General features: G+C 68.5%; 13 protein-coding genes and 3 pseudogenes. 12 read left to right on the forward strand and 4 right to left on the reverse strand.

Going from position 1 to position 13,507, the window contains the following annotated elements; all coding sequences use genetic code 11:
* The first annotated feature begins 7 nt into the window (after positions 1-7).
* Together ACQF4J_RS45305 and ACQF4J_RS45310 are read left to right on the forward strand one after the other, a co-directional pair.
* A complete protein-coding gene (locus ACQF4J_RS45305) occupies positions 8-1,414 on the forward strand; it encodes an MFS transporter (RefSeq protein WP_351579426.1) in 1,407 nt (468 codons plus the stop codon).
* Positions 1,415-1,428: 14 nt separating this feature from the next.
* Positions 1,429-2,217, forward strand: coding sequence for a thioesterase family protein (locus ACQF4J_RS45310; RefSeq protein WP_427168452.1), 789 nt, complete (start codon positions 1,429-1,431; stop codon positions 2,215-2,217).
* A 258-nt stretch (positions 2,218-2,475) separates the two neighbouring features.
* Here ACQF4J_RS45310 and ACQF4J_RS45315 read toward each other — a convergent pair whose 3' ends face one another.
* On the reverse strand, positions 2,476-2,784 hold the full coding sequence (locus tag ACQF4J_RS45315; RefSeq protein WP_351803404.1) for a hypothetical protein: 309 nt from the start codon (positions 2,782-2,784) through the stop codon (positions 2,476-2,478).
* 255 nt (positions 2,785-3,039) lie between these two features.
* Between ACQF4J_RS45315 and ACQF4J_RS45320 the strand changes: the two are divergent.
* The 7 genes and pseudogenes from ACQF4J_RS45320 to ACQF4J_RS45350 form a co-directional block, all read left to right on the forward strand.
* A pseudogene (locus tag ACQF4J_RS45320) lies at positions 3,040-3,376 on the forward strand (DUF5707 domain-containing protein); the annotation flags it as partial.
* 460 nt (positions 3,377-3,836) lie between these two features.
* Positions 3,837-5,090, forward strand: a complete 1,254-nt coding sequence (locus tag ACQF4J_RS45325) for an ABC transporter substrate-binding protein (RefSeq protein WP_351579420.1) — start codon at positions 3,837-3,839, stop codon at positions 5,088-5,090.
* Between the two features lie 58 nt (positions 5,091-5,148).
* A complete protein-coding gene (locus tag ACQF4J_RS45330) occupies positions 5,149-6,102 on the forward strand; it encodes a carbohydrate ABC transporter permease (protein WP_351579418.1) in 954 nt (317 codons plus the stop codon).
* Entirely contained in the window at positions 6,102-6,935 is an 834-nt protein-coding gene (locus ACQF4J_RS45335) for a carbohydrate ABC transporter permease (RefSeq protein WP_234490295.1), read from the forward strand. The genes ACQF4J_RS45330 and ACQF4J_RS45335 overlap by 1 nt, the downstream gene beginning before the upstream one ends.
* An 89-nt stretch (positions 6,936-7,024) precedes the next feature.
* Positions 7,025-8,212: an ABC transporter ATP-binding protein gene (locus ACQF4J_RS45340; RefSeq protein WP_351579414.1), complete on the forward strand. Its 1,188-nt coding sequence runs from the start codon at positions 7,025-7,027 to the stop codon at positions 8,210-8,212.
* A 306-nt stretch (positions 8,213-8,518) separates the two neighbouring features.
* Positions 8,519-9,634 (forward strand): hypothetical protein, encoded by a 1,116-nt coding sequence (locus ACQF4J_RS45345; RefSeq protein WP_427168453.1) that lies wholly within the window; start codon positions 8,519-8,521, stop codon positions 9,632-9,634.
* A 181-nt stretch (positions 9,635-9,815) separates the two neighbouring features.
* On the forward strand, positions 9,816-10,334 hold the full coding sequence (locus ACQF4J_RS45350) for an NUDIX domain-containing protein (RefSeq protein ID WP_351803410.1): 519 nt from the start codon (positions 9,816-9,818) through the stop codon (positions 10,332-10,334).
* Between the two features lie 98 nt (positions 10,335-10,432).
* Here the strand turns inward: ACQF4J_RS45350 and ACQF4J_RS45355 are convergent.
* Positions 10,433-10,555, reverse strand: a pseudogene (locus tag ACQF4J_RS45355) (transposase); the annotation flags it as partial.
* 416 nt (positions 10,556-10,971) lie between these two features.
* A pseudogene (locus tag ACQF4J_RS45360) lies at positions 10,972-11,103 on the reverse strand (Rid family hydrolase); the annotation flags it as partial.
* On the opposite strand from ACQF4J_RS45360, the gene ACQF4J_RS45365 reads away from it, so the two are divergent.
* Positions 11,104-11,388 (forward strand): RBBP9/YdeN family alpha/beta hydrolase, encoded by a 285-nt coding sequence (locus ACQF4J_RS45365; RefSeq protein WP_351803412.1) that lies wholly within the window; start codon positions 11,104-11,106, stop codon positions 11,386-11,388.
* A 376-nt stretch (positions 11,389-11,764) separates the two neighbouring features.
* Here the strand turns inward: ACQF4J_RS45365 and ACQF4J_RS45370 are convergent, their stop codons facing one another.
* Complete coding sequence (locus ACQF4J_RS45370) at positions 11,765-12,733, reverse strand: helix-turn-helix domain-containing protein (RefSeq protein ID WP_427168454.1); 969 nt, start codon at positions 12,731-12,733, stop codon at positions 11,765-11,767.
* Positions 12,734-13,033: 300 nt separating this feature from the next.
* Between ACQF4J_RS45370 and ACQF4J_RS45375 the strand changes: the two genes are divergently transcribed.
* The gene (locus tag ACQF4J_RS45375; protein ID WP_427168455.1) at positions 13,034-13,192 is read left to right on the forward strand and encodes a hypothetical protein; all 159 of its coding nucleotides are present in this window, start codon (positions 13,034-13,036) and stop codon (positions 13,190-13,192) included.
* 116 nt (positions 13,193-13,308) lie between these two features.
* Positions 13,309-13,446, forward strand: a complete 138-nt coding sequence (locus ACQF4J_RS45380) for a hypothetical protein (RefSeq protein ID WP_351803418.1) — start codon at positions 13,309-13,311, stop codon at positions 13,444-13,446.
* The last annotated feature ends 61 nt before the right edge of the window (positions 13,447-13,507 follow it).

Genomic DNA, 13,507 nt, shown 5'->3' on the forward strand with positions numbered 1-13,507 from the left:
GCTGGCTATGGCAAACAGAAGTCAGCGGCCGGGTTTGATCCTCTTCGTGCTCACGCTCGCCGCGTTCATGGCAAGCCTCGACGTCTTCATCGTCAATGTGGCCTTCGACGCGATCGGGGCAGACTTCCGCGGAGTCGGCATCACCGACCTCTCCTGGGTCCTGAACGCGTATGCGATCATCTTCGCGGCATTGCTGGTGCCCGCCGGCCGCCTCGCCGACCGGTACGGCCGCAAGCGCGGCTTCCTCATCGGCCTCGTCCTCTTCACCGGCGCGAGCGCGGCGTGCGCGGCGGCCGGCAGCATCTGGACCCTGGTCGGCTTCCGGGCGCTCCAGGCCGTCGGCGCCGCGATCCTGACGCCCGCGAGCCTCGGCCTCGTGGTCGCCTCGGCACCACCGGAGCGTCGCGCCGCGTGGGTGCGCATCTGGGCCGCCGTCGGTGCACTGGCCGCCGCGCTCGGCCCGGCCGTCGGCGGGATGCTGGTGGAGGCCTCCTGGCAGTGGGTGTTCCTCGTCAACATCCCCGTCGGCGTCGCGGCCGTGGTCGCGGCGATCCTGTGGGTGCCGGACTCGCGCGACACCTCGATCACCCGCAACCCCGATCTTGTCGGCGCAATCCTGCTGGCCCTCTCGGTGGGCGCCCTCTCCCTCGCGATCGTGGAAGGGCCGTCGTGGGGCTGGACCAGCGGTCGTACGAACGCGGCCTGGGCCACCACGGTCGTCGCCCTGCTCGGATTCCTGCTGTCCTCGACGCGTCACCCCGCCCCCGTCATCTCCTCCGCTCTGATGCGGGTGAAGGCCTTCGCCTGGTCGAACGTCACGGCGCTGCTGTTCACCGTCCCCTTTGCCGCAGCGCTGCTGACGAACATCCTCTGGATGCAGAAGGTCTGGCACTACTCGGCCGTCAAGACCGGCCTCGCGGTCGCTCCCGGCCCGCTGATGGTCCCGCTGTTCGCCATCGTGTCCACGCGCCTGTCACGCCGCCTCCCCGTCGGCGTCATCGTGTCCGCCGGATGCCTCTTGTGCGGCCTCGGCGGCGTTGTCGTAGCAGCCCAGGTCGGCGCGAGCCCGGACTACGCCGGCGAGCTCCTGCCCGGCTGGCTCATCGGCGGCGCCGGCGTCGGCCTCGCCCTGCCGAACATCCTGTCCGCCGCCACCGCAGACCTGCCCCCCTCCCAGGGGGCCACCGGCAGCGCCATCGTCAACATGAGCCGCCAGATCGGCACGGCCATCGGCGTCAGCCTCGTCGTCGCCGTCCTCGGCACTCCCACCACATACGATGCCGCGCACACCGCCTTCCAACACGCGTGGTGGCTGCTCGCTGCGGTCGCGGCGGCCGCAGCCCTCAGCGCCCCGCTCATGACGCCGACGCCGGTCGCCGCCCCGGCACACGCTGCCGCCGAGGCGGCGTCGTGAGCCCGCACACGTTCGTGGAGGCAACCGCGATCACACGGACGGGGCCCGGGGCGTTCACCGCCGATCTCGACCCACTGTGGACGGTCGTCGGCAAGCCGAACGGCGGCTACCTCCAGGCCGTCGCGGGCCGCGCGGCAGGCGTCGTGGCACCGCATACGCAGCTTCTGAGCGCGACGAGCAGCTTCATCCGAACGCCCCGCCCCGACAAGGTGAACGTCACCACCGAAGTGCTCCGCATCGGGCGGACAACCACCCATGTCCGCGCCCGGATCAGCCAAGCAGACGAGCCGTGCGTGGAGACCCTCGTGATGCTCGGCACGCTCGCGGCCGAGCCGCCGTCCGGGACCTGGCTGTCCGGTGATCGCCCGCCGCTCAGACATCCGTACGCCGAATGTGCGCGCTTCCAGCCGCCCAAGGACATCTTCCCAGTCGATCTGCTCGATCAGATCGAGGTCCGTGTCGAACCCGAGTCGCTGGGATTCGCCGCCGGTGAACCCAGCGGACTCGGCGAGATCCGCGGCTGGCTCAACCTCCCGGGCACGCCGTCGTTCGACCCGCTCGCGCTGCTGCTCGCCGCCGACGTACTCCCGCCCGCGACGTTCGACATCCAGCTCACAGGCTGGGTCCCGACGCTCTCGCTGTCGACCTACATACGCGCGATCCCCGCGCCCGGCCCTGTGCACATCACGCTGCGGGCCAACGTCATAGCGCATGGCCGCGTGGACGAGACCTGCACCATCCGCGACAGCGCCGGAGACCTCATCGCCCAATCGCACCAGCTCGCGGGCATCAGATTCACGTGAACCGTTACTGGACGGGACCGGGGGCCGCTATCGCCAGTTCGCACGGCGTGTGTCATCGCCGAGCAGCGCGCGAGCCAGTTCCCTGCCCCGTCCCGTCACTGCTCGAGCCGTACTGGGCGGTCTTCCTCCGGTGCCGGTCTTGGGCATCCGGGAAGCTCATCAGTGCCGAGGTGGGCCAGCCGAGATGGGACCTGAGCGCGCCATTCGCCGGGCCGTCGAGGTGGGGGAAGCACGCGCTAAGACAGCCCGAGGTGCCCCTCAGGGCCGCATGCGAGCTCTCGCAGCCAGTGCCCTCTGCAACACCTTCTCCCGGTAGGGGTTCGCCGGGCTGAGGGCCTTCGCCACCTCCACGGCCTCCTCGAGCAGGGCCAGCCTGCGTTCAGGCAACTCCCGCACCAGGGGTGAGCTGCTCTCCTCCACCAGGACGTACGCCAGCTTCGATCCGTACACCTCCGGCTCGATCTGCCTCAGCAGGCGGTAGATCCACAGTCCCTCGACGCCTCGCACCACCCGACGGTTGGCACTGAGCAACTTGACCTTCGCCAGCACGACCATGTCCCGATCCATCGATCCCCTTCGTCCCCGCCCCTCTCCGACCGGCGCATGTCCCACGGCGAGACAGCACGGCGAACGCGCCGGCACCCGATGACGGATGCCGGCACGTTGGCCGGAGAGTGGATGACGACGAGTCTGCGGGCAGGGCGCCATCCGCAACAAGGCCGCACAGGCGTGCGCTTCGTCCTACTGAAAACGTCTCCGACCAGGGGTGAAAGGCCCCAACTCATGGGGGAGTTGAGTACGCGCGCCAGCACCGGCGGCTGCAGCACGGTCCGCTGTACCGCGGCCGTCGGGGATCGCGACGGCTCGCTGGCCTTCACCGCGGACGTCACGGCGTCCTCGGGTGTCGAGAGTGTGAGGGTGCTGGCCTGGCCGGCGACGTCGTCGTTGGCGAAGAAGGGGCCTACGGCCAAGGAGATGGCCGGCGAGGAGTCGGCCGTCTGCAAGCCCTCGGGCGCGGACACCGCGCGGTGCGCCTACAAGGTCATCGTCTCCCGCGCCGATGCCGTCGGATCGGGGGCTGTGGCACGTGGCCGTCCTGGCCACCGCGAAGGACGGCGAGACGACGTGCAAGACCGGGGCCGCGGACTTCACCGTGTGAAGGTGATGGAGCTGCCGTCGTTGGACCTGGGCACGCTGGTCCGCCGCGTCGCCCACTCGGCCGCAACGCTTCGGGAGATTCGGGGAGGGGCCCCTCCCGGAATCCAACGCATCGGCCTCTTCGCCCCGGCGGTGCCACCGCTTGGACTGCACTGCGCCACGGACGGGTTGGTGGCCCTCTTCGCGCGGCAACGGGCGACGACCGGAGACGAATCGACACGAGCTGCCCGCAGGCGCCCCTTGGCCGACGGTGATCGTCACTTTGTACCCACAATGAACCATGTAGGTCATTTGCTGCATATGTACTTGTTGTTGCTCTATGTAGTGTCTAGCGTTCGTTGGGTAGAGAACGGTGCGGGATCCGACTCCCGTGACCACCGGCCCGGAAGCGAGGTGTGGAGCGCGTGGACGCGAAGACCGGCTTTCGGCCGCTTTCGGTCAGGAGGCGCCCCAAGGGGAGGATGCGACGGCTACGGGCGTTCGCCGTCCTGCCCCTGCTGGCGTCGACGCTCGCAGCCTGCGGCAGCGGGCAGGCGTCCGGTCGGCCCACCTTGAACTGGTACAACTTCCCCGACGACTCAGGCGCGCTCCAGAAGGCGGCCGACCGGTGCAGCCAGGCATCCCACGGCCGCTACAAGATCAACTACAACAAGCTCCCGCGTGCCGCCGACGGCCAGCGCCAGCAGCTTGTCCGCAGGCTTGCGGCCCACGACAACTCAATCGACATCATGGGCCTGGACGTCACCTGGGGGGCGGAGTTCGCCCAGGCGGGCTGGATCCGCGAGTGGACCGGCGCGGCGAAGCAGAGGGCCACCGAGGGCACCCTGCGCGTGCCGCTGCAGACCTCGACCTGGAAGAACAAGCTGTACGCCGTCCCGTACAACACCAACACCCAGCTTCTGTGGTACCGGAAGGACCTGGTGCCCACCCCGCCCAAGACGTGGGCCGAGATGCTGGACATGGCCCGTAACCTCTCCCGACAGGGCAAGCCGCACTATGTGGAGATCCAGGGTGCTCAGTACGAGGGCCTGACCGTCTGGTTCAACACGCTGATCAACAGCGCGGGCGGCTCCATCCTCAACCCGTCGGCGACCAAGCCCTCCCTCGGTCCGCCCGCCGTGCGGGCCGCCGGGATCATGCGCGACCTGGCGCGCTCTGTGGCCGCGGACCCCTCCCTGTCCAACCAGATGGAGGACCAGAACCGTCTCGCCATGGAGGCCGGGGATGCCGCCTTCGAGCTCAACTATCCGTTCGTCTATCCGTCGATGAAGGCGAACAATCCGGCACTGTTCAAGAACTTCCGCTGGGCGCCGTACCCCAGGGTCGACGCGAACCGCCCGGCACGGCCGACCATCGGCGGCATCGACCTGGCCGTGAGCGCCTACTCGCACCACCCCCAACTGGCCTTCGAGGCGGCCCTGTGTCTGCGCAACCGGCAGAACCAGCGCACCGCCGCGCTCGTGGGCGGCCTGCCTCCCACCCTGCGTGCCTTGTACGACGAGCGGCCGTTCATCAAGGCGTATCCGTTCGCCAAGGAGGTGCTCGCATCCCTGGAGTCGGCGAGCGTGCGGCCGCTGACCCCCGCCTACCAGAACGTGTCGATCGCCGTCTCCCACACGCTGTCCCCGCCCTCCGCGATCAAGCCGGAAAGCTCGGTCAACACCATCAGCGGCGAGATCGACGATGCTCTGCAATCCAAGGGAGTGATCCCGTGAACCACGACCTCCTTGGCCGGCGCCCCCGAGCGCTGGTCTCATCCTGCGGCGGTCCCCGATGAGTACGCAGACGGAACCGGCCGGAGCCCCGCCACCCCCTGAGGCGAAGCAGACGAAGCAAGACCAGGCGGCGCTCTCGGCCGGCGCCAGGCAGGAGCGGCGGCTGGGCTGGCTGCTCTGCTCGCCGGCCGTGATCGTCATGGTCGCCGTAACGGCGTACCCGATCGGATATGCCATCTACCTGTCCCTCCAGCGCTACGACTTGCGCTTCCCAGGGCAGGCGAAGTTCGTGGGCCTGAGCAACTACGGTGCGGTCCTGTCCTCCCCGTTCTGGTGGCAGGCCTTCTGGGTGACACTGTTCATCACCGGCGTGTCCGTGGCCATCGAACTGGTCCTCGGCATGGCGCTCGCCCTGGTGATGCACCGCACCATCTTCGGCCGCGGCTCCGTACGCACCGCGGTCCTCATCCCCTACGGCATCGTCACCGTCGTCGCCGCCTTCTCCTGGCAGTACGCCTGGACCCCACAGCTCGGTTACCTCGCGGCGCTGTTGCCCAACGGATCGGCCCCGCTGACCCATCAGTGGTCCGCCCTGTGGCTGATCGTGCTCGCCGAGGTGTGGAAGACGACCCCGTTCATGGCCCTCCTCCTGCTCGCGGGCCTCGCGCTGGTCCCCGAGGAAACCCTGAAGGCGGCCATGGTGGACGGCGCCACCTCCCGGCAGCGGTTCTTCAAGATCGTGCTGCCGCTGATGAAACCGGCCATCCTGGTGGCGCTGCTCTTCCGCACGCTGGACGCGTTCCGGATCTTCGACAACATCTACATCCTGACCTCGGGCGCCCACGACACGGGCTCCGTGTCCATCCTCGGTTACGACAATCTGTTCACCGCGCTCAACCTGGGCATCGGTTCGACGATCTCGGTCCTGATCTTCATCTCCGTCGGGATCATCGCCTTCGCCTTCGTCAAGCTCTTCGGCGCGGCCGCACCTGGAGCGGAGGTGAAGCGCTGATGGCCACCGTGGGAAAGACGCACGCCACCCGCTGGGGCGTCATCAACGCGGTGGTGGTGCTGTACGCCCTGTTCCCGGTGTGGTGGATCGCCGCGCTGTCGTTCAAGAAGCCCAGCACCCTCACCGACGGCAACTACATTCCCAGTGAATGGACCTGGGACAACTACCGGGGCATCTTCAAGACCTCCGAATTCACCCGAGCACTGATCAACTCGATCGGTATCGCCCTGATCTCCACGGTGATCGCGGTGGTGTTGGGCACCATGGCCGCCTACGCGGTGGCCAGGCTGAGGTTCCCCGGCAAGCGCGTCCTCATCGGCATGTCGCTGCTGATCGCCATGTTCCCCCCGATCTCCCTGGTGTCCCCGCTGTTCAACATCGAACGCATCGTGGGGATCTTCGACACCTGGGTGGGACTGATCATCCCGTACATGACCTTCTCCCTGCCGCTGGCGATCTACACCCTGTCGGCGTTCTTCCGGGAGATCCCGTGGGACCTGGAGAAGGCCGCCAAGGTGGACGGGGCCACACCCGCGCAGGCATTCCGGCTGGTGATCGCGCCGCTGGCCGCGCCGGGCGTATTCACCACGGCCATCCTCGTCTTCATCTTCTGCTGGAACGACTTCCTGTTCGCGATCTCGCTGACCTCCACCACGGCCGCGCGCACGGTGCCCGCCGCCATCGCGTTCTTCACCGGAAGTTCGCAGTTCCAGCAGCCCACCGGGTCGATCGCCGCCGCCGCCGTGGTGATCACCATTCCGATCATCATTTTCGTTCTGCTCTTCCAGCGGCGGATCGTCGCCGGACTGACCTCCGGGGCGGTCAAGGGATGACCGGGCCGACCGCGGCAGGCAGGCCGCCGGCACGGGTCACCGACCGCGACACCCGGACCCGGAAGGCATGAAGGCAAGGAGTCAGCACCATGGCCGAGATCATCCTCGAGGGAGTCACCAAGCGTTTCCCCGACGGATCCCTTGCCGTGAAGGAGGTGGACCTCGACATCGCCGACGGCGAGTTCGTGATCCTGGTCGGTCCTTCCGGTTGCGGCAAGTCCACCACCCTGAACATGATCGCCGGGCTCGAGGACATCACCGAGGGCACCCTGCGCATCGGTGACCAGGTCGTCAACCAGCTCGCTCCCAAAGAGCGCGACGTGGCCATGGTGTTCCAGAGCTACGCCCTGTACCCGCACATGAGCGTGCGCGAGAACATGGGATTCCCCCTGCGGCTGGCGAAGGTGGACAAGGCCACCATCAACTCAAAGGTCGAGGAGGCCGCCCGAATTCTCGACCTCACCGAACACCTGGACCGCAAGCCCGCGAATCTCTCCGGTGGGCAGCGTCAGCGGGTGGCCATGGGCCGGGCGATCGTTCGCGATCCCAAGGTGTTCCTGATGGACGAGCCGCTGTCCAACCTGGACGCGAAACTCCGGGTGCAGATGCGCACTCAGATCTCCCGCCTGCAACGGCGCCTCGGCACCACCACTGTGTACGTCACCCACGACCAGACCGAGGCGATGACCCTCGGCGACCGGGTGGTCGTGATGCGGCAGGGCCTGGTCCAGCAGATCGGCACGCCCGCACAGCTCTACGACCTGCCGCGCAACCTCTTCGTCGCGGGCTTCATCGGCTCGCCGGCGATGAACTTCGTGAACGCCACCCTGGAGGGCGGTGTGCTGCACTCGCCCCTCGGGGATCTGCCCCTCGAGGACCGTACGAGGCAATCACTGGAACGGCAGAACGCTCCCCGCGACGTCATCGTCGGCCTGCGGCCCGAGGCCTTCGAGGACGCGGCCCTGTCCACTGAACGAGGCCGGGGCGGACCGGTCTTCACCGCTACCGTGGACGTACTGGAGTCGCTGGGCTCCGATGTGTACGTGTACTTCACCGCGGAGGGCGGGTCCGTGACGACCACGGAACTGGAGGAACTGGCGGCTGACTCGGGTATGCGGGACACCGGCTCGGAGGTCCAGCAGATCGTGGCCCGCCTCGACGCCGCCACGCGCGCCCGTGAGGGCGCACCGGTGGAGTTGCTGGTCGACATGGCCAAGGCGCACGTTTTCGACCCGGCGACCGGAGCGAACCTCACCCACCCGGAGAGCGCAGCCTGACGATGCCGCGCCGCCGGACGGCGACATCACCGGCCAGGAAATGCCTCCGCCCGGAACCGCCCGGAACCGACGGGGCTCCGGGACTTCCGGGCCTGGTCGGACCAAACGGTCCTGGACCTCGCCGACCCGGCCCACGAGCACGATCGTCGTCGGCCGGATCTGGCAGGCGCCGGTCTGGGAGCCGTAACCGCGCAGGACCCGGGCGGGAGTCCTCCACAGGGCTTCCGCCCCTGCCATGCTGACGTCTTCCTCACACGTGATGCCTAGGGTCCCTTCGGTCATGGTCACACCACGAAGGGGCAGGTCATGTTCCAGGTATTACGGGTGCGGCTCGGCGTCGCCGGGCTCGCGCTCGCGGCCCTCGTCGCCGTCCTGCTGACGGGTGTTCCCGGCGCGCAGGCGCAGGTGGCCGACGCGGTCGGGGTGGTCGAGTACAACCTGGGCGACGAAGCGTTCACCGACCCGCAGGACTGGGACGGCGTCGCCGAGATCCGGGCGGTGGTCCACTATCCGCTCAAGTCGGCCGGCCGGATGCCGGTGGTCGTCCTGCTGCACGGGCAGCAGCTCTCCTGCTACTCCGCCGACGACGCGGACTGGGGGAGCTGGCCGTGCCCGGCAGGGGTGGCTCCCTATCCCAGCAACCGGGGCTACGACTATCTGGCCGAAACGCTGGCCCGGGAGGGTTACGTGGTGGTGTCACCGAGCGCGAACGGCGTCAACTACTACATGGGTGTCGCACCGCAGCGCGCCCATCTCATCGACCGGCACCTTCGGCTGCTCCAGCAGCTGAATTCGACCGGAGGCGGCCCGCTCGCCGGCCACTTCACCGATCCGCGTACCGGCCGGGCCGTGCGGGTCGACTTCAAAAACCGGCTCGACCTGAGTCGCGTGGGCACGATGGGCCACTCGGTCGGCGGCGAGGGCGTCATGTATCAGGCCGCCGACGCCCACCGCGGCGAGTTGCCGGCCGGCGTCCGCATCCGCGGCGTGGCCGCCGTCGCCTCGCCCGGGCCCAGCGGCTTCTACGACACGCTGGTGACGAGGATGCCCCTCGCCGTCATCTCGGCCGGGTGCTGGTCCCTGGGCGGCGAGGCCTACTTCGATGACGCACGCGGCCGGGCCGGCGCACGCGGCTTCCGGCTGCGGGTGACGAAGGGCAACCACAACTTCTACAACACCGAGTGGACGACGGGTCCAGGGCCGACCGACGGCGACGACACCACGTGCCCGGACACGCCGGGGCGGCCGACCGCCGCGCAGCAGCAGAGCCTCGCGGTCACCTACCTACGCGCGTTCTACGCCTACACCCTGAAGAACGACAGGTCGGCGCTGCCGGTCCTGACCGGCGCGAGGACGTTCCCGGGCATCGACACCCAGGCCGAGAGCTATGACGGCACCCGCTTTGGCCACCGCAAGCGCTGACCGAACGTGAGGCGGGCGCCCATGGCGCCGACGCCCGCCTCACCGGTCAGCCGGGAAAGCGGCCGGGGGAGCGGAGCAGCCAGCGGCGTGACGCGTAGGCCTGGCCGACGTGTTGAGGGCTCCCGATACTGTGGCCCGCGGATTCCCCACAGCCGCTTGAACCGATCGCTGGAACGGAACCATGAACGACATTGCTGGGAATGGCACCTACTTCACCGCATCCATCAATGGTCAGGAATGCCGCGTTGCGTGGTATCCACCTTCTGACCTGCCGCCGGGTACGCCACACGGCGCGGAGGCGGTGTGCGTCGCCGACGATCGAATCGTCGTGGTCAGCCCAGATGGACAGCGGTGGGGCCTGCCCGGCGGTCGCCCCGAGCGGCATGAGCAGTGGGTCGACACGATGCGCCGCGAGGTCAGTGAGGAAGCCTGCGCCGAGGTGATGGACTGCCGACTCCTCGGGTTCAGCCGGGGCATCTGCGTGCGAGGCCCGGAGGAAGGGCTGGTGCTGGTCCGGTCGATGTGGCGAGCAGAGGTGCGTCTGGCTCCGTGGGACCCACGATTCGAGATGGCCCACCGCCGTCTTCTGCCGGCGCAGGAGGCGTTCCAGTCCCTGGCCATCCCAGACGGCCTCGGCCCCTTCTACCGCCGACTGTTCGCCGAAGCTGACATCTCCCGCCCTAACAGCCACGACCTCTGACCACCAGATTCGCTCATGCGACAAACGCACCGAAAGATCTTGATCCACAGATCTTGACTATTCCTCGTGGAAGTTCATAGCGGTGGCGTGGGTTGGTGTTGCAGTCGTGCCTTGGCCAGACCGCGGTAGCGGCATGGCCGCAGGCCGAAGGCTCGAACGCCTTGGGAGATCGTGCCTTCGACACCGGCCCGGTGTGCGTACTGTTCCTTCCACTCCTGGGTGTTTCCTGCGTCCGTCGGCAGACGGCTTTCCTGATACGGCCCGGACGGCGCAGGGAGGAAGGGGGGTGGGGTTACGGCAAGCTACCTCCAGTCCCGAGCTGGATGCCGGGGCCTGTACGACCCACCCCCCATGGCCGCGAGTCCCTAACGATCTCCGTCCGGCCCATCGAGGTCGTGATCGTATCTCGGGCCACTGACAACACAGCCGGAGCGAGGATCAGCGGCTACGAACTACCTGCACGGCACGCAGCCCAGGTAATGAGACTCGATCACCCACCAGTGGTTACGGGACAGCCCTTGAAGGTGCCCGGAGACGCCATCCGCTCATCGATGACGGGGCTGGTGTCTCAGGGCGATGCTTCCAGGCCGATGGAGTCCTGCACGCCGACGCGCCCGGCTGGCCAGATCGTGCACGGCTACACGGTGGGCCGCCGTGCGTACACCTCGATCTCGATCTTCATCCGTGGGTCGGCCAGACCGCACACCAGCATCGGGGCGGTCGGCCGGACATCGCCGAAGCAGTGGCGCAGGACCGGCCAGCAGGGCTCGTGTCCGCGTTTCCACGCCAGGCGGCCGCGACGTTCATCGAGGTGTCGGTACAACCGCTGCCGTGTCCGGCCCTGGTGGTGGGCAGCACCAATGACCCGTACTGCACCCCCGAGGCGGCCGCCGGGTTCGCGGCGATGTGGGGAGCACGATGGCATCTGGCGGGCGCGTGCGGACACATCAACTCCGCCAGCGGCCTGGGCACATGGCAGCACGGCCGTGAACTCCTGAACTCAAGCGTGGGCACCAACCGCACGGCACTGAAAGCCGCAGGGCGGGCCGACTGACGGACATCTCCCGCCACACGACCGTCGCCCCCCGGTTCGGCTTCGAGTTCCTCTACCCGCACCGCCGCGGCCTTCCGCCGCGCTTCCAACACCGCTCGCAACGACGGCATCCGCCACCCCCACGAAATCTCGGCCAGCAACGAACCGAGACTCCCGCGACTGCGGCCACCTCATGTCTGACCAGCGAGAACCACACACAAGATTCGGAAAGAGAACGACCTCCAGGAGGTTGGGATAGGGCGCCTGAGCTGCGGCTTCTGCTTGCTCGTCCCAACCTCTCGGCCAGTCAAGCCCACCGGTCTTCCGGGGCCGGTCGGTCGTCTCCCGGTCGAGATTGGGGCGAGTGTCCCATCCGGGCACGGACCGCCCGCCGCCGTCAGGGCCCGGGTGTGGGCGTGCTCATCAGCGCCCGTCGGCGGAAGTCCCGTGGTGTTTCGCCGTATTCCGCCTTGAACATGCGGCTGAAGTGGCGGCAGTCGAGCAGGCCCCAGCGGGCGGCGACCATGCTGATCGGCTCCTTTGCTCGGGCCGGACTCGCCAGGTCGCGGGCGCAGCGTTCCAGGCGGCGGGTGCGGATCCAGCCGGCGACGGTGAGGTCCTGGGCGGCGAACAGCTTGAACAGGTAGCGGCGGGAGATGCCGTGTGCCTCGGCGATCGAGTCGGGTGTGAGATCGGGATCGGACAGCCGGTTCTCGACATGGGTGCGGATACGGAACAAGGTCGCGTCCTGCGGAGTGGTCAGCGCGGACCGCGCCAGCTTCTCCGTGACCAGGGCCGTGACCAGAGCCACGGCGCCGTCCATCAGACTGCCGGCGGCCGGTCCCGTGAAGTCGTGGTGCTGCTCGCTCAGCGACCGCAGGAACGGGCCCACGACCGCTGCGACGCCGTCGTCGGCGGTCATCCGGCGGGCGGTCAGGGCGCCCAGGTCCTCGGGGCGCACGGGCAGCAGCGGCCGCGGGAGCAGCATGAGCAGGGTGCTGAAGTCCGTGCCGTATGTGAAGGAGTACGGCCGCGTGGTGTCGCACAGCGCGATGTCGCCCGGTTCCAGCGCGCCGTATGCGCCGTCCTGCTCGATCACGCAGGTGCCCGCGATCTGGAGGGCGACTTTGTAGAAGTCCTCCTCGTGCTGGGCCACCGTGCCCGCCGTGTGACTGACCCGCTGGGGTACCGAACTGATGGATGTCAGGTGCAGCAGTCCGAGGCAGTCGATGGTGGCGTGCCCACGGAAGGGACTCCGTGCGACCGGCCGGGTGTCGAGCCCGGCGAAGACCTGGGACATCTCGTGCTCCCAGTGATCGAACCGGTCTGCCCGGGCGACGGATTCGGTGGTCACGATCGTTCGCATGGCGTGCTCCACCTGGTAGTGGCCTCTCGGCACGATATCTTGCGCCGGCTCATCGCGGATTGCCTGAATGTTTCCTCGCGTAACGCCTGACGGGAAGGTGTCCGTCCGGGACGTGGCGTGAGAGCGACGCTCGTGCGGCTGTGCGAGGTGCATGCAATGGCGACAGCAGATGCACGCCACCGCACTTCGGGGGCCGGTGCGGGGCCACGGTACTCCACACCGTCCGTACGACTGCGGCTGCCGCCGTACCGTCCAGGGGATGGACACCGGCGTCCCTACGGACCGGACAAGGTACAGGGCTTGACGTCGCGGGCGTTGCGGAGCGGCGACGCCACCGCGGTGGTCTTCGACCCGATCAGGCACACGCTGGCATCCTGGGCCACCGACACCATGCAGGTGCTGCTCGTCACCTCGCCTCTGACGGGTGTGCTCGCCTTCCACAACGGCATCAACCGCTAATCCACTCCCTGGGCACCACGGGCGTCCTGCCTCGGTGACTGTCCCGTACGAACCGCCAGGGTGCCCCAGCGCTGGACAACTTCACGACCCTGATCTCCCCGTCCGGCACCACCGCGGTGGTCCTCGAACTGACCGTGGTCGCCGCGTTCGTCGGCTGTGTCGTCCTGGGACACGGCAGGCGGGGCTCGGCCGGGACGGGCTCCCGGGCCCGTCCCGTGGACGATGCGGTCACCAGCGTGTCCGCCCTCGCCTGACCGGCGGCGCGACGTCGAGGGCTTGCGGGCAGGGCCGCGAGCAGCGACGCGCCGCCGCTCG

Source organism: Streptomyces sp. C1-1 (genome assembly GCF_050214755.1).
Classification (GTDB): Bacteria; Actinomycetota; Actinomycetes; order Streptomycetales; family Streptomycetaceae; genus Streptomyces.